This window comes from Litoribacter ruber, from assembly GCF_018449405.1.
Classification (GTDB): domain Bacteria; phylum Bacteroidota; class Bacteroidia; order Cytophagales; family Cyclobacteriaceae; genus Litoribacter; species Litoribacter ruber.
On the sequence record NZ_JAHCMY010000007.1, the window covers coordinates 133,935 to 148,641 of the forward strand.

The window sequence follows — 14,707 nt, forward strand, 5'->3', positions numbered from 1 at the left end:
TTATCCGTTAAAGTTTAAAATCTTAAAAGAATTTATATTTTTGCAATCCGTTAAGGCGGACAACATTAAATTATTAAGACTATGTATTGGACATTAGAATTAGCGTCTTATTTGGAAGATGCTCCATGGCCGGCTACCAAAGATGAATTGATTGACTTCGCGATCCGCTCTGGCGCTCCTCTTGAAGTAGTGGAAAATCTTCAAGAGCTTGAAGACGACGGTGAGCCTTATGAAAATATTGAGGAAATCTGGCCTGATTATCCTACCAAAGATGACTTCTTCTTCAACGAAGACGAATATTAAGCAAACTGTCCTGGACTCCCGGGACAGTTTTTTTCATCCCCCCAACACTAACCTCAATCTGGTGTAACCACTTTTGCTGACCGGGATCTTGGCGCCACTTTTTAATATCACCAAATACCCCTCTTTCTCATACTGCTCCAGCTTGGTGACTTCCTGTACATTTACCAGAAAGGAACGGTGGGTTCTGACAAACTGCTTTTCATCCAGCCGTTTTTCCAGGGACTTCAACGTTTGGGTTTTCATAAACTGGCCTTCAGCCGTATGGATGCAGATATAATCATCAGAAGCCTCCACATACTGCACCTCCCCAATTGGGATGACTTTGATATGGCTGCCGGTTTTGACCACAATTCTGGATATTTTCTCCTCAAAAGACTGGTCCACTAGCTCTTTTAGCTCCTGTCCTTTAGTCCCATTCCCCATTTTTGCCTTTGCCTTTTCAATGGCCACGGCAAGCCTGTCCTGCGAAAATGGCTTCAAAAGATAATCCACCGCATTCACCTCAAATGCCTTCACGGCATATTCATCGAAAGCGGTCGTAAAGACTATAGCCGGAGGGTTGTCCAAAAGCTCCAACATTTCCAGTCCAGTGATTTTGGGCATCTGAATATCCAAAAAAACCAGATCTGGTTTACTTTCCTGAATGGCTTTCAAAGCTTCAAAACCATTTTGGCAGGTCTGGATAACTTCAATTTCCGGAAATGCCTCCAGATATTCCTTCATCAGTGAAATGGCCAAGGGCTCATCATCGACAATTATTACCTTCATGGTTGGGGTATTTTCAATGTAACAATAAAGTTATCTCCAGCGATTTGCGTTTGCAATAGGTCGTGCCTCCCAAAAATCAAAAACATCCTTCTTTTCAAGCCTTCGAGACCGAATCCTGTACCTTTCCCATTCTTTTGAGAGGAATCAAAAGGATTGGAGACAGAAATAGCCAAATAATGACCTTCCCTGTTGGCGGTCACCTCAATAGCTACTTCCTCCACCATCCCATACAGCCCATGTTTGACGGCGTTTTCGATCAGGGGTTGCACCAGCAATTGTGGCAACTGGGTATCCTTGGCTGCCGGGTCCACTTTTACTTGTACGCTCAGGCGGTGGCCAAACCTCACTTTCTCAATTTCCAAATACTGCTGCAAGTAGGCCATTTCCTCCTCTATCGTTCCCCATAGCTTGTGGTCTTTTTTGACAGTCTGTCTTAAAAAATCAGATAACTGCAGAATCATTGCCCTGGCCTTTTCCGGTTGGGATTTCAGCATGGCATTGATGGAGTTGAGGCTGTTGAAAAGAAAATGGGGCTGGAGTTGCTGGCGCAAATGATACAGTTCAGCTTCCTTGGCGGTTTTCTCCAGCCAAGTTTCATGTTCTTGTAGGGCCTGCTGCTCCATTATTCGCCCGCCCATGATCAACATCCTGCTGACAAAAATCAAAACTACAAGCATTACCAAGCCCCTCACTGGAAGAATAAACTCCCAAAACTGCCGGGCGTCTTCATTTTGAAAAACCCACTTCAAAACCCAAGTCCCAAAAAACAGCCCCACAACTCCTAAAACCAATGGGATGACAACGACCAGCCATTTGTTGCCTTGCTGGGGGCGGTAAAACCTGAAAATATTTTCTAACACGATAGTAGAAACAGCCAAAAGGGCCAAGTGCAAAAGCACATCATAGATGGCAAACTTCCAGTCCAACCCATAAAATTGGAGTAGATAGGCCAACCCGGCCCATGTTAAAATCAAAAAACCGGAGAAGGTCAACCACCCACCCCAGTCTTTTGGCATCAGTCGCATCATCATCAGAAGGACCTAAGTTCTAACCCTCCGAAAATCATGGATCCGTTGATCCGAAGCACCTTGGTCGGGTCAGGCTTGGTGTGTGGAAATGAGCGCTTGTCTTCAATCCCAGCCGCGATATTACTTACATTGATATCCACATCCCAATGAGGGGGAATAATCAACTTTACCCCTCCAAAAGCTATCTCCACATTCATCACGGCCTCCCCTTCCAGATCAGCGTTGGAAAAATCGATGTCCACCCCACCGAAAATGGCCGAAATCTTACCGCCTTGGAAGTTTTTGGTGAAGCATCTTTTCTCCACTCCTGAAAACAGCGCCTGGGCATTGATGTAATCGTCCATGGTTCTACCGCTTATATTATCAGGCTGTGGTTTGGCATAAGTAGCTTCTTCAAAACCCGCATTTTTTGTTTTTCCAAAGTTTTCAAAATCATACAATGGTAATGAACCCCTTCTGCTTTGGTTGAGGATAAAAAAGAAGCCCAAAAGAATAAATACCGCCGGTAAAATGTAGGGCTCTACCTCGACGGGTATCCCCACTTCTCTTTTGATAAGGAAAAAGCCTCCGAGAAGCACCATGGCAAAACCAAACCAGCTTTGCAGTTCATGTCTTACAAGGTTGATCACCCCGATCACAATTAGGATCATCGGCCAGGTAAGTAGCCAGGATGGAAAGAGGAATCCCATCGTTTTCAAAAGCAAAACCAGCCCGATAATTAAAAATATCATGCCCAGGGTCAGGTTGCTGTTACTTCTATTTGTCCTTTTCATAGTTTTTGGCTTAAGATTATGGATCAAAATTACAGAAGAAGCCTATCACACCCTACAGCCCAGCCGCCAATGCGTAGCCAAAATCGGTAAACGGTGGTAATTATTCGGTAAATGGTTTTGACCTGCTCAAAAGAAACTCTGCAAAATCCATATCTTCGGGAGTGGTAATTTTTATGTTGGATGGATCCCCTTCCACCAAAGCCACCTGCCAACCCTGATGTTCGTACACAGTGGCATCATCGGTGAAATCAGAAGACTCCTCCACTTCGAACGCCACTTTAATTTTGGCCAGTTGAAAAGTTTGGGGAGTTTGAACCAGGCGGAACTGGTCCCGCTTTTCGAATTTTGAGGCGCCATTGGCATCCACTTTCCTAATGGAATCCTTTAATGGCACAACCACTATACCACTCCCCCGTGAAGCGGCCATTTCAAAACTAGCTTCAATAATCTCTTTGCTTACAAATGGCCTCACCCCATCATGGATGGCCACCAATCCTTCCTTCTCACCAATAGCATCAAGGCCGTTTTTCACAGACAGGAACCTGCTACTTCCGCCCGCCACCAAGGAATGGGGAATTGAAAAGCTATGTTCCTCACAGATCTTTTTCCAAAAACCATGATCACTTTGAGGCAAAACCAAAACAAGCTTGATATTCGGGTCGGCCACTTGAAACTTCCGCAAAGTATGCATTAGAATAGGCATTCCTCCTATAGACAGATATTGTTTGGCTACTGGTGCGCCCATACGGGTACCACTCCCTCCCGCCACAATTACGGCAAATCTTTTCATGGTCTAAAAATAGAAATAATATAAGGGAAGTCTACCCTTTTATCTCGCCCTCACCCTAAAAAAAGAAAGAGCCCCTAAGAGCTCTTTCCATATTCATTAACATCCGACATCGGACATCGGCCATCGAACATCCTTACAAAATCAACATCGCATCACCATAAGAGAAGAACTTATACTTCTCCTTGATAGCTTCCTGATAGGCTTTCATGATCAAATCATAACCACCAAATGCCGCAGTTGTCATCAAAAGCGTAGACTCAGGTAGATGGAAATTGGTCACCAATGCATTTGCAATTTTGAATTCATAAGGAGGAATGATAAACTTATCCGTCCATCCCGAGCTTTTCTTCAACCTTCCGTTGGCAGTCACAGATGACTCAACAGTTTTCAAGGATGTGGTTCCAATTGAAACAACTCTTTTTTTGCTGTCCAAAGCCTTGTTAACCAACTCAACAGTTTGCTCGGGAATATCATAGTTTTCCGAGTCCATTTTATGTTTGGTAAGATCCTCCACATCCACAGACCTGAAAGTCCCCAAACCGATATGGAGCGTGATCGGGCTTACCTCAACGCCTTTGATTTCAAGTTTCTTCAACAAGTGATGGGTAAAATGCATTCCTGCAGTAGGGGCTGCTACCGCACCCACATGCTGGGCATAGATCGTCTGATAACGCTCTCTATCCTCTGGCTCCACCGCACGCTCAATATGATCCTTCAAAATCGGTGTCTCACCAAGTTCATCAATTGCCTTGTAGAACTCCTCATCGGTTCCGTCAAAAAGGAAACGGATTGTTCTACCTCTAGAAGTGGTATTGTCGATTACTTCAGCGACAAGATCACTGTCCCCGAAATAAAGCTTGTTGCCCACTCTTATTTTCCTTGCAGGATCCACCAACACATCCCATAACCTCAATTCCTGATTAAGTTCTCTTAAAAGAAAAACCTCGATTTTGGCACCGGTTTTTTCTTTGTTACCATACAATCTGGCTGGGAAAACTTTCGTATTATTAGTTACAAATACGTCCCCTTCTTCAAAATAATCAATTATATCTTTAAACAGCTTATGTTCGATTTCACCGGTCTTTCTGTGGACTACCATTAGTCTGCACTCGTCTCGGTTTTCGGTAGGATATAAGGATATTAGCTTCTTCGGAACGTCGAATTTGAAATCTGATAATTTCATATATAGGATTGAATGTTTTCGTGATTTTTCTTTAGAGCACAATTGCCGTAAAAACTGCAAATATAATAAGATTTATGCCCATTTCTACTTATCTTGGCAAATAGTTTTTCAAGTAAAGTAATTTAAGGTGATAATAATCAAACTTATATGGGAGAGTTTCAGGTTTGCGATCCAAGCCCTGAAGTCCAATCTAACCCGTACGGTTTTGTCCCTATTGGGGGTAACCATAGGCATTTTTGCAATCATTGCAGTTTTCACACTGGTAGACTCATTAGAGAAAAACATTAAATCCAGTTTTTCGTTCCTTGGCACCAATGTAATCCGGGTGGACCGTTTTCCCTTCGGAGGCGGAGGGGAATATCCCTGGTGGAAATATTTCCAACGCCCAACGGCCAACTTTCAGGAATACCAATTCCTAAAGCAGCGCTTGAGAAATGCGGATGGCGTGACCATCTCCGCCTCCACAAGTGCAACCATAAAGGCGGCCAGCAATTCTTACCAGGGCGCCAACCTGGAAGGTGTAGTATTTGACTACAAAGATGTATATGAAGTCCCCGTGGAAAACGGCCGCTTCTTTACCGAGTTGGAAATCAATTCGGCCAGAAATGTAGCTTTGGTTGGGGTCAAAATCGCCAGAGCCCTATTTCCTGGACAGGAAGCCCTTGGCAAGGAACTCAAAATCAAAGGGAACAAGTTCGTCATAGTGGGCCTCTTCAAAGAAGAAGGGGAAGGCCTATTTGATATGCCCTCCAAGGACGAAGCCATCCTGGTTCCATTTGGGGCATTTACCAAATTATATAATGTGGGCCAGTTTGGTATTGAGCCTACTATTGCCGCCAAGGGGCGGGATGATGATATAGGACTGATCGCCTTGGAAAATGAGATGAGCGGCTTGATGAGAAGTAAAAGGGGCCTCAAACCCACTCAAGAAGACAATTTTGCCCTTAATAAATCGGAATTTATCCAAAATGCCATTGGATCTATCTTTGACGTCATCGGAATCGCAGGATGGGTTATCGGAGGCTTTTCTATTTTGGTAGGCGGCTTTGGTATTGCCAACATCATGTTTGTATCTGTAAAGGAGAGAACCAATATCATCGGAATCCAAAAATCCCTTGGAGCAAAAAATTACTTTATACTTCTACAGTTCTTATTTGAAGCCACTTTCCTTAGCCTATTTGGAGGGCTTGCTGGAATATTAATAGTGTTCCTGTTCACCTTTGTGCCGCTGGGAAGCTTGGAGGTAACCATGTCATTCAAAAACATCATGCTCGGGGTGGGGCTTTCCTCGGCAATCGGAATTGTATCGGGAATTGTACCAGCCACATTGGCGGCGCAGCTTGACCCCGTAGAGGCAATACGGTCAGCTTAAGGCAAGATCGAATGGATCGGACGAGAATCACAAGAACCGCCCTGCTCCTTCTGGGACCTGCCCTATTTCTGCTTTTCTATGCTTTCAGCCTACAGGTACAGGAGCCAGATATGCTCCGGGTGCTCGGAGTGGCTGCCTGGATGGTGAGCTGGTGGATTACCGAAGCGGTACCCATACCGGCAACCTCACTCCTGCCCATAATCCTTTTCCCAGCCATAGGCATTTTTAACATTGCCAGTGCGGCGGTGCCCTATGCCGACCCGGTTATTTTCCTTTTTATGGGTGGCTTTATCATTGCCTTGGCCATGGAGCACAACCAGCTCCACAAGCGAATTGCCTTGAAGCTTATTAGCCTTACAGGCACTAGGCCCAATGGCATAATCCTAGGTTTCTACCTTGCCACTTTCATATTGAGTATGTGGATCAGCAATACCGCCACGGCGGTGATGATGCTGCCGGTAGCCCTTTCCATCATTCAGCTTATGAAAAGCCAAAATCCTTTCATCATGGAAGATAAGGGGTTTAAGAACTTTTGCCTCAGCCTACTACTCGGCATCGCTTACGCTGCTAACATTGGCGGCGTGATGACCATCATCGGCACTCCGCCCAACGTGGTGATGGTTGGGATGATGCGCCAATTTCTGCAGGTGGAAATGGGGTTCAACCAATGGCTATTGATTGGAGTACCTCTTGGGGTGGTGATGCTGGCCATCATGTTCATCTTGATGAATTATCTTCTTTTCCCTAACCGCATAGCCAGCCTAGCGGGCTCCAGTGAAATGATCAGCAAGCAACTTCAGGATCTCGGGCCGATGAGAAAGGCCGAAAAAAGGGTAAGCCTCATCGTACTGCTTACTGCTTCTGCCTGGATTTTTCGAGGCATCCTTAACCAACATTTGGGCATTACCTTTTTAAATGACACCAACATCGCTTTAATAGGGGGGCTTTTGATGTTTATGGTTCCCGCTGACGGGGATGGAGCCCAAAAACTCATCACTTGGAAGCAAATGGATAAACTGCCATGGGGCATTTTATTGCTTTTTGGAGGGGGGCTATCCTTGGCCAAAGCCATGGAGTCTTCTGGGCTGGTGGAACAGGTGGGCACTTGGGTCAGCAGCTTTGACAAATTAAACCTTTGGGTATTGGTAATTGGACTCACTTTACTTTCCCTGTTTTTGACTGAATTGATGAGCAATGTTGCCCTGACCACCCTGTTTATCCCAGTGGTGATAGGCATATCTTCGGGGCTGGACCTTCCGCCGCACCTGCTGGTGATACCGGTTACCCTAGCGGCCAGCTTTGCCTTTATGCTCCCTATCGCCACCCCACCAAACGCCATTGTGTTTTCAAGCGGTTTCATCAGAATGAGAGACATGATCCGGGCAGGAATATTGCTCAACCTTATTGCTGTGGTGATTATTTGTTTAATGACTTTTACCTTGGTAAAGTGGGTTTATGGAGGGTAACCGCAACAAGGTCAGCAACTTTCTTGTTATATTTACATGAATAATTTTTAGCTTGAAAAAGCTGAATCGTAAAACATATCAAAAAATATAAACATGAAACTCCAGATAATTCAAGATAGTGAGGGCGAGACTACCGGGGTTTACATTCCTATCAAGGAATGGAAATTACTTAAAAAGAAATATAAAGAATTAGAAGCCTTAGAACTTGAGGACTCCTCCAAATCGCAAATCTTGGAAGAGCTAATAGAGGCTGTTCAGGAATTAAAGCTTATAGAAGAAGGTAAATTAAAAGCCCGGTCAGCAAAACAGCTTTTGGATGAGCTATAGTGTTTTAAAAGCCAGATCAAAGCACTACTCTTGGAAATGGTTTCTATAAAATTAGACTCGCCATCAATTCCAAAGGAAAAGGTAAATCGGGAGGCGCAAGAATAATAACTTATTTAAAAGTCTCTCGGGAAACAGTTTACCTAGCTTCAATTTTCGACAAATCCCAAAAAAATAGTATTTCTGATAAGGAACTTGAAAAAATCTTTAAGCTTCTACCCTGATATACATGATCCGAGTAGGAATACTGCATAACCTTATTACTGTGGTGATTATTTGTTTAATGACTTTTACCTTGGTAAAGTGGGTTTATGGTGGATATGTCAATTACTCCCCTTCATTATACCTTAGCACCATTCTGGACCCTAGGCTGCTGGAAGACCTTATCTCATGGTCATATTCTCCAGTGGGCTGCACATCCCCAAAAGCCGAAGCGGCCTCAAATTGATCATGTATGGCTACGAGTGAATCATCAGAAGCATCATATACCCTTAATACGGAATACTCTGGCCCTGCATCAAACATCACTTCATCCAAATCGAATGTAGCGGGGAGATTATTCAGGTCAGCAGAGAGACCATCTACACGGTCTACTTCCTCCAAATCTTCCATCCGTCGGGAAACAACAACGTAGAGCTCTGTCAGACCATCTTTGACTTCATAATCATTTTGCACACCTTCTAGTGACAACTGATTAATATAGTATTGGCCAATCCTAATTTCTTTGGTTGCAGAATGGGTTTCTGGACCTGCAGTAGTCACCTGTAAGGTTACCGGATACACCCCGGGGTTGTTAAAAGAAAAGCGTGGAGTTCTGGCATCTGAGACCCCTCCCTCACCAAACTTCCACTCATATTTTGCTGCCCCTGAAGGAACATCAGAAAACTGAACCTCTTGTCTGACCATGAACATCTCTTGAGAAAACTCAAAATCTGCAGGTGAAGAAGGGACATTTTCTCCTGTATCACAGGAGAAAACTGCAGCTGCCAAGGCTGTTGTAAAAAGTAGTCTTAATTTCATGCGCTTAAATTTAAATGACCAAACCAGGGGGCATTCTTTATCTCCCAAGCATGCTAAAATACTTTAAGCCAATGAAGTTACTAAAAAATAACTAAAATAAAAGGATTAACTAACAATATCTGCTTTACCCAATAAACACCTCCTTTGTAGTTGTAAATAAAAAAAGGCACAGAACAACCGGTCTCCCGATTATCCCTGTGCCTTTTCCCAATTGCAAAAATCAAAATCAGCCCTCTACAGGTGCCTCTTTATCTTCTTTTCCGGCCAGAATTCCAGCCTTTTCTTTAATCTTTCTTTCCAATTCTTCCATCAGGTCAGGATTGTCCAGCAAGAGGTTTTTCACCGCATCGCGGCCTTGGCCAAGCTTGGTGCCTTCGTAAGAGAACCAAGAACCGGCTTTCTTCACGATTTCAAACTCCACCCCTAAATCGATGATCTCTCCTACTTTGGAAACACCCTCTCCATACATAATGTCAAATTCCACCACTTTGAACGGAGGCGCAACTTTGTTTTTCACCACCTTCACCTTGGTACGGTTACCCAAGATGTTGTCAGCGCTTTCCTTGATCTGGCCGATTCTTCTGATATCCAACCTTACTGAGGCATAGAATTTCAAGGCATTACCACCGGTAGTCGTCTCCGGATTACCAAACATCACCCCGATCTTTTCTCTCAGCTGGTTGATGAAGATACAAGAACAACCGGTTTTATGAATGGCACCGGTAAGCTTTCTTAGGGCTTGAGACATCAAACGTGCCTGAAGTCCCATCTTGCTGTCTCCCATTTCACCTTCCAATTCCCCTTTTGGCACCAAAGCCGCCACGGAATCGATCACGATGATATCAATCGCACCCGACCTGATAAGGTGTTCGGCGATTTCCAACGCCTGTTCCCCACTGTCCGGTTGGGAAATCAGGAGGTTCTCAGTATCGATTCCAAGCTTTTCGGCATAAGACTTGTCGAAAGCATGTTCGGCATCGATAAATGCGGCCAGACCGCCTGCCTTTTGCGCCTCAGCGATGCAGTGCATGGAAAGGGTCGTTTTACCGGAAGATTCCGGACCATAGATCTCGATGATCCTACCTCTAGGAATCCCCCCAACACCCAACGCCATATCAAGGCCAAGGGAACCGGTAGAGATAGCAGGCACATCTTGTACGTGATTATCACTAAGTTTCATCACCGTACCCTTGCCGTAGGTTTTTTCTAACTTGTCAATGGTAAGTTGGAGAGCTTTTAATTTTTCTGCGTTTGCGCTCATATATGATAATGTAGTTTTTGACGTATAAATATTATGTGAAAGTAAACATTCGCGAGGGGATTATCAACAGAAAATAAGCATTGTTGAACGAAACTTATTTAGTAATTTTAACATTGAGATAGGTGACATTGCGAACCATTTCCATTAACATTGGAGTTAGAAGAGGCAATTGAAATAAAAAACATGCAAATAAGATTAACACTTCTCTTTTTTATTTCTTTGATCATGCTGATGGGAGCGGATACCAAGCACTTGGCCAGAAATGAGGCTTTTTCGCATGGGGAGGAGCTCACCTTCAAGGTGAAGTACCTCTTCTTTAATGCCGCTGAAGCCAAAATGGTCACCAGTCCCGAAATCCAGCAAATCAACAACCGACCGGCGTACAAAATTGACGTGTACGGCAAAACGCTGAGCATATTCAAAATCTTTAAAGTAAAGGATAATTGGGGTACGCTCCTGGATACCGCCAAGCTCATCCCGCATCGCTCCTACCGCCATATAGAAGAGGGAAACTACCGAAAACATGAAATTGTGGACTTTGACCACATGGGCAAAAAGGCCAATGTAAGACTGTTTGACCGTGAAAACAGGAATGTGGTGGAGACCCAATCCTACGAAATCCCGCCAAACGTACAGGACATGGTCAGCGGCTTTTACCAGCTCAGGACTATGGACCTAACCCGCGTGAAGCCCGGGGAGACAATTAATATCAAGGGTTTTTTCGATAAGGAAATATATAACCTAAAATTAATATACGAAGGGAAAGAAAAAGTAGACACGCGCATCGGTTCATATGAAACCTTCAAGTTTTCGCCCATAATGCCAAACAACAAACTCTTCAGCGGAGACAATCCCATCAAAGTCTGGATCACAGACGACAAAAACAAAATTCCGGTGAAGATAAAAGCCAACCTGGTAGTGGGTGCACTTGATATGGAAATCACCGAAGCACGGGGATTACGTAATAATTAATTCAAAATCCATTAACAATCCTTTAACATTAGCCTGCCGACTATTAAGGATTGGTTTCCCTCCAAAGCGATTAGTATTAAAATTGCCATTCTTTTTTCTAAATTAGCATTGTATTCAAACCTGGAAACCTGCCAGGTTTCCAAAACTGGCAGGTTTAACATGACACACTAATCAATCTCCAATGAGCGAAAAAAGTAAGGTCAGAGTCTTAGTCGTAGATGACGAACCTGATATCATTGATTTATTGAAGTACAATTTAGAAAAAGAAGGTTACGAAGTGGAAACAGCCTCTGATGGGGTAAAAGCAGTCAAAACCGCCATCCGCTTCAAACCTGAAGTCATCCTTCTCGATATCATGATGCCCCTGCAGGACGGAGTGGAGACCTGCCGACAGATCAGGGAGATACCAGAACTGAAGAGCACCTTTATCATCTTCCTAACCGCCCGGTCGGAAGAATATTCCGAAGTGGCGGCCTTTGATGTGGGGGCTGATGATTATATTACCAAACCTATTAAACCCCGTGCACTCCTCAGCCGGATAACTGCTCTCTTCCGAAGAGAGTCGAAGAAGGAAAAGGAAGTGTCCCAGATCAAGATCAAGGACCTGGTCATCGACCGCACCAGTTACACCATCGATCAAAGCGGCAAAACCATCACCCTGCCCAAAAAAGAATTCGAATTATTGTATTTTCTTGCCAAAAACCCTAATATGGTATTTAGTAGAGATGACCTCTTGCAAAATATCTGGGGCGCCGATGTCTTTGTCTTGGCAAGGACAGTGGATGTGCACATCCGAAAAGTAAGGGAGAAAATCGGTGACGAATACATCACTACTGTAAAAGGAGTAGGGTACAAATTTGACATGAATTAAAATGCTGACCACATCCAGGGGGATTTCCTTCCTGTTGGCCATGGCCATTGCAGCCCTCACGGTTGCCTTTCTATCTTTACTGGACGACGCCACTCCCACCCTTTTGGTAGTGGCGGGCGTGCTTTCCTTTTCCCTTTCTTATATACTGACCAATGTCACGCTGGAATTTTTGATCTTTAAGGAGATCAGCAATATCTACCAGTTGCTGGAAAAGGTTCAGAAAAAGGACCTTTCCGACATTTCCGAACACAGCTACCGCACCTCCATTTCCCCACTCAGGAAGATCAACCAGACGATCAACAGCTACGCGATAGCCAAAAACAAGGAAATCGAAACGCTGCAGAAAAACGCCGTTTTCCGAAAGGAATTTATTGCGGACATTTCCCACGAATTGAAAACGCCTATTTTTGCCGCGCAAGGGTATGTACACACCTTGCTGGATGGGGCCGTGGAAGACGAAGAAGTAAGGTATAAATTCCTAAAAAGGGCCGCCAAAAGCCTCAATAATCTAGACAAGCTTGTACAAGACCTACTCACTCTAAACCGGATGGAAAATGGGGTGGTCAAGTTTCATTTCGAGAACTTTGATATCAAGGATATGATCTTGGAAGTAATCGAGCAACTGGAACACAAAGCCGATAGACGGGATGTGTTGGTCAGGTTCTATTTTGACAAAAACGACACCTTTGACACCCACGCCGATAAAGACAAGATCTACCGCGTCTGCCAAAACCTCATCTCTAATGCCATCAAGTACAATAATGACGGCGGGGAAGTCGTGATTCGGCTAGAGAAGAAGAAAAACAAGCTTCATGTGAGCGTGAGGGACAATGGCAAGGGCATCCCTGAGGAAGATCTAAAGCGCATCTTTGAAAGATTCTACCGGGTAGAAAAATCCAGAAGCCGGGAAGGCGGGGGCACAGGACTGGGCCTAGCCATCGTCAAGCATATCCTAGAAGGTCACAAAAGCAGGATCAAAGTGGAAAGTACGATTGGCAAGGGATCGACTTTTAGTTTTTCGCTGCCTGTGGCGTGACAACTAATTATTTATAAAAAATCTTATTTCATTTAAACATTTCACCCCATCAAAGCTTTTAATAACCATAGACTTAAATAAAGTACTCATTTGTTTGTATGGTTTAAAAAAAATGGCTCCGGAGGTATCCGGAGCTATTTTGCTTTCAACCATTGCCCTGCCACCTAGCACACCATTATCAACAAATACGGAGACTAGGCATAGCCATGCATCAAAGTCTTATCTTATACATCGCCTTTAATCCAAGAAACATGGTATTGTGTGGAATCGGACCGTTATTGTTGAGGGATACTCCTAGGTCAAAATGCTCCAGCTGATACCCGAATTCCACTCCGTAATTGAGCTCCCGGCTGGTCCAGGCTTGGCGTTGAAATTGGGCATCTGTGGGCACCTGAACGAATGTGCTTAGTCCTAACCCCAAGCTACCCTCGGCATACCAGTTCTCCAGGTTATACCTGTAACCCAAAGCCAAAGGTACGATATAACGGTAGGCCCTGCGGACGGATTCGTGCAGGTTTTGTGAAGAAACCGGAAACAGATGCCCTCCCGTCCGGAACATCCATTGCCCATGTTGACCGGTGCCAAGGTATGCCTTCACCGGTAGGCCCAGATGATAAGGGAAATCCTCCGCTCCAAAACCCAAAGAAGGTCCCGCCTCCAAACCGATGGCGATGTGATTTCTGCCCGATTGGGCCATCAGGGGGCCGTTGAGCAAAAACAGAAAAAGCAATGCTGTACTTGACTTCAATAACCAATCAATATTCAAATTTTTCATACTTGGGGATGTTTTTAGAATTTTTGCCAAAATTGTATCTCAGCGAAAAGGTATTGTGAACAGCTGAGCCCATGGATGTGACTTCAAATTCATATTGGGTAGGAGGATTGTCTATGGAATAGTAGCCTTCCATCTTGTTCATCTCCCGGGTCCCGACAAGCCTGGTGTACCGGTAAATGAAATCCAGCCTGTTGGAGAGCTGATACCTTAACTCCACCCCTCCTTCAAAGGCCAGGCTCCTTTTTCGGAGCGGATAGCTTTGATAATACAGATCCAGATTGACCGGAGGTCTTGGATAAACGGGAATGGGACTAAGACCAGTTTCACCCCATCGGTTGATGTTGGAAGTGAGGTTATACAGGCTTACTCCCCCTACAACATTAAAAGACAATCTTTTGAATCCAAGGTTTAGATCATAGACAGCCCTCAACGGGATCTGCAAAGTCCGCAGTCCGTTAACCTGCCAACCCGTGGCATTCAGGGGCCGATAACCCGGCTCCTTGTAGTAATAACTAATGGTTTCATGAAAAGATGTTTCATAGATCCCGGATTCTATTTCCCACCTGTCCGAAATGCGGTAATTCAATACACCACCCAAAGCAAACAATGGGGTATAGCGGTTGTGCAGGTACCCCTGAGGGTCAATGTAATTTCTGAGTTCTTTTCTGTTGGCCACATCAAAACCAATTGCAAGCCTGCCCTGTGAATGGGCAGGCAATGCAGCGGACAAAGCAAAGAACAGCAGGGTTATAATTCTAATCATGC

General features: G+C 44.5%; 16 protein-coding genes and 1 pseudogene. 8 read left to right on the forward strand and 9 right to left on the reverse strand.

The window, feature by feature from the left end; genetic code table 11:
- Positions 1 to 81 precede the first annotated feature (81 nt).
- Entirely contained in the window at positions 82 to 303 is a 222-nt protein-coding gene (locus tag KI659_RS13190) for a DUF2795 domain-containing protein (RefSeq protein WP_010855875.1), read from the forward strand.
- Positions 304 to 336: 33 nt separating this feature from the next.
- On the opposite strand, the gene KI659_RS13195 is transcribed toward KI659_RS13190, so the two are convergent.
- From KI659_RS13195 to queA, 5 genes are all read right to left on the reverse strand, one after another.
- Positions 337 to 1,071, reverse strand: coding sequence for a LytR/AlgR family response regulator transcription factor (locus KI659_RS13195; protein ID WP_213945826.1), 735 nt, complete (start codon positions 1,069 to 1,071; stop codon positions 337 to 339).
- Entirely contained in the window at positions 1,068 to 2,102 is a 1,035-nt protein-coding gene (locus KI659_RS13200) for a sensor histidine kinase (RefSeq protein WP_213945827.1), read from the reverse strand. The genes KI659_RS13195 and KI659_RS13200 overlap by 4 nt, the downstream gene beginning before the upstream one ends.
- A complete protein-coding gene (locus KI659_RS13205; protein ID WP_213945828.1) occupies positions 2,102 to 2,872 on the reverse strand; it encodes a LiaF transmembrane domain-containing protein in 771 nt (256 codons plus the stop codon). The genes KI659_RS13200 and KI659_RS13205 overlap by 1 nt, the downstream gene beginning before the upstream one ends.
- A gap of 100 nt (positions 2,873 to 2,972) precedes the next feature.
- On the reverse strand, positions 2,973 to 3,662 hold the full coding sequence (locus KI659_RS13210; protein WP_213945829.1) for a 2-C-methyl-D-erythritol 4-phosphate cytidylyltransferase: 690 nt from the start codon (positions 3,660 to 3,662) through the stop codon (positions 2,973 to 2,975).
- Between the two features lie 133 nt (positions 3,663 to 3,795).
- Complete coding sequence (gene queA, locus KI659_RS13215; RefSeq protein ID WP_213945830.1) at positions 3,796 to 4,845, reverse strand: tRNA preQ1(34) S-adenosylmethionine ribosyltransferase-isomerase QueA; 1,050 nt, start codon at positions 4,843 to 4,845, stop codon at positions 3,796 to 3,798.
- A gap of 127 nt (positions 4,846 to 4,972) precedes the next feature.
- Here queA and KI659_RS13220 point away from each other — a divergent pair, with 127 nt between their 5' ends.
- The 4 genes and pseudogenes from KI659_RS13220 to KI659_RS13235 form a co-directional block, all read left to right on the forward strand.
- Complete coding sequence (locus KI659_RS13220) at positions 4,973 to 6,217, forward strand: ABC transporter permease (RefSeq protein WP_213945831.1); 1,245 nt, start codon at positions 4,973 to 4,975, stop codon at positions 6,215 to 6,217.
- Between the two features lie 11 nt (positions 6,218 to 6,228).
- The gene (locus KI659_RS13225) at positions 6,229 to 7,683 is read left to right on the forward strand and encodes an SLC13 family permease (RefSeq protein ID WP_213945832.1); all 1,455 of its coding nucleotides are present in this window, start codon (positions 6,229 to 6,231) and stop codon (positions 7,681 to 7,683) included.
- A gap of 93 nt (positions 7,684 to 7,776) precedes the next feature.
- A complete protein-coding gene (locus KI659_RS13230; RefSeq protein WP_213945833.1) occupies positions 7,777 to 8,010 on the forward strand; it encodes a hypothetical protein in 234 nt (77 codons plus the stop codon).
- Positions 8,011 to 8,048: 38 nt separating this feature from the next.
- Positions 8,049 to 8,231: pseudogene (locus tag KI659_RS13235) on the forward strand (type II toxin-antitoxin system RelE/ParE family toxin); the annotation flags it as partial.
- A 103-nt stretch (positions 8,232 to 8,334) separates the two neighbouring features.
- Here the strand turns inward: KI659_RS13235 and KI659_RS13240 are convergent.
- Complete coding sequence (locus KI659_RS13240) at positions 8,335 to 9,027, reverse strand: PKD domain-containing protein (protein WP_213945834.1); 693 nt, start codon at positions 9,025 to 9,027, stop codon at positions 8,335 to 8,337.
- Positions 9,028 to 9,253: 226 nt separating this feature from the next.
- Positions 9,254 to 10,288 (reverse strand): recombinase RecA, encoded by a 1,035-nt coding sequence (recA, locus tag KI659_RS13245; RefSeq protein ID WP_213945835.1) that lies wholly within the window; start codon positions 10,286 to 10,288, stop codon positions 9,254 to 9,256.
- 174 nt (positions 10,289 to 10,462) lie between these two features.
- On the opposite strand from recA, the gene KI659_RS13250 reads away from it, so the two are divergent.
- The 3 genes from KI659_RS13250 (at position 10,463) to KI659_RS13260 (ending at position 13,167) form a co-directional block, all read left to right on the forward strand.
- Positions 10,463 to 11,260 (forward strand): DUF3108 domain-containing protein, encoded by a 798-nt coding sequence (locus KI659_RS13250; protein WP_394369810.1) that lies wholly within the window; start codon positions 10,463 to 10,465, stop codon positions 11,258 to 11,260.
- Between the two features lie 181 nt (positions 11,261 to 11,441).
- Positions 11,442 to 12,131: a response regulator transcription factor gene (locus tag KI659_RS13255; RefSeq protein WP_213945837.1), complete on the forward strand. Its 690-nt coding sequence runs from the start codon at positions 11,442 to 11,444 to the stop codon at positions 12,129 to 12,131.
- Position 12,132: 1 nt separating this feature from the next.
- On the forward strand, positions 12,133 to 13,167 hold the full coding sequence (locus KI659_RS13260) for a sensor histidine kinase (protein ID WP_213945838.1): 1,035 nt from the start codon (positions 12,133 to 12,135) through the stop codon (positions 13,165 to 13,167).
- Between the two features lie 211 nt (positions 13,168 to 13,378).
- Here the strand turns inward: KI659_RS13260 and KI659_RS13265 are convergent, their stop codons facing one another.
- On the reverse strand, positions 13,379 to 13,942 hold the full coding sequence (locus tag KI659_RS13265) for a hypothetical protein (protein WP_213945839.1): 564 nt from the start codon (positions 13,940 to 13,942) through the stop codon (positions 13,379 to 13,381).
- Positions 13,923 to 14,705, reverse strand: coding sequence for an outer membrane beta-barrel protein (locus KI659_RS13270; RefSeq protein ID WP_213945840.1), 783 nt, complete (start codon positions 14,703 to 14,705; stop codon positions 13,923 to 13,925). Before KI659_RS13270 ends, KI659_RS13265 begins: the two co-directional genes overlap by 20 nt.
- Positions 14,706 to 14,707 lie beyond the last annotated feature (2 nt).

Excerpts from the sequence above, each read along its gene's own strand:
- KI659_RS13190 (WP_010855875.1), top strand. The coding sequence starts at position 82 with ATGTATTGGACATTAGAATTAGCGTCTTATTTGGAAGATGCTCCATGG.
- KI659_RS13195 (WP_213945826.1), bottom strand. The coding sequence starts at position 1,071 with ATGAAGGTAATAATTGTCGATGATGAGCCCTTGGCCATTTCACTGATG.
- KI659_RS13200 (WP_213945827.1), bottom strand. The coding sequence starts at position 2,102 with ATGATGATGCGACTGATGCCAAAAGACTGGGGTGGGTGGTTGACCTTC.
- KI659_RS13205 (WP_213945828.1), bottom strand. The coding sequence starts at position 2,872 with ATGAAAAGGACAAATAGAAGTAACAGCAACCTGACCCTGGGCATGATA.
- KI659_RS13210 (WP_213945829.1), bottom strand. The coding sequence starts at position 3,662 with ATGAAAAGATTTGCCGTAATTGTGGCGGGAGGGAGTGGTACCCGTATG.
- queA (WP_213945830.1), bottom strand. The coding sequence starts at position 4,845 with ATGAAATTATCAGATTTCAAATTCGACGTTCCGAAGAAGCTAATATCC.
- KI659_RS13225 (WP_213945832.1), top strand. The coding sequence starts at position 6,229 with ATGGATCGGACGAGAATCACAAGAACCGCCCTGCTCCTTCTGGGACCT.
- KI659_RS13230 (WP_213945833.1), top strand. The coding sequence starts at position 7,777 with ATGAAACTCCAGATAATTCAAGATAGTGAGGGCGAGACTACCGGGGTT.
- KI659_RS13240 (WP_213945834.1), bottom strand. The coding sequence starts at position 9,027 with ATGAAATTAAGACTACTTTTTACAACAGCCTTGGCAGCTGCAGTTTTC.
- recA (WP_213945835.1), bottom strand. The coding sequence starts at position 10,288 with ATGAGCGCAAACGCAGAAAAATTAAAAGCTCTCCAACTTACCATTGAC.
- KI659_RS13255 (WP_213945837.1), top strand. The coding sequence starts at position 11,442 with ATGAGCGAAAAAAGTAAGGTCAGAGTCTTAGTCGTAGATGACGAACCT.
- KI659_RS13260 (WP_213945838.1), top strand. The coding sequence starts at position 12,133 with ATGCTGACCACATCCAGGGGGATTTCCTTCCTGTTGGCCATGGCCATT.
- KI659_RS13265 (WP_213945839.1), bottom strand. The coding sequence starts at position 13,942 with ATGAAAAATTTGAATATTGATTGGTTATTGAAGTCAAGTACAGCATTG.
- KI659_RS13270 (WP_213945840.1), bottom strand. The coding sequence starts at position 14,705 with ATGATTAGAATTATAACCCTGCTGTTCTTTGCTTTGTCCGCTGCATTG.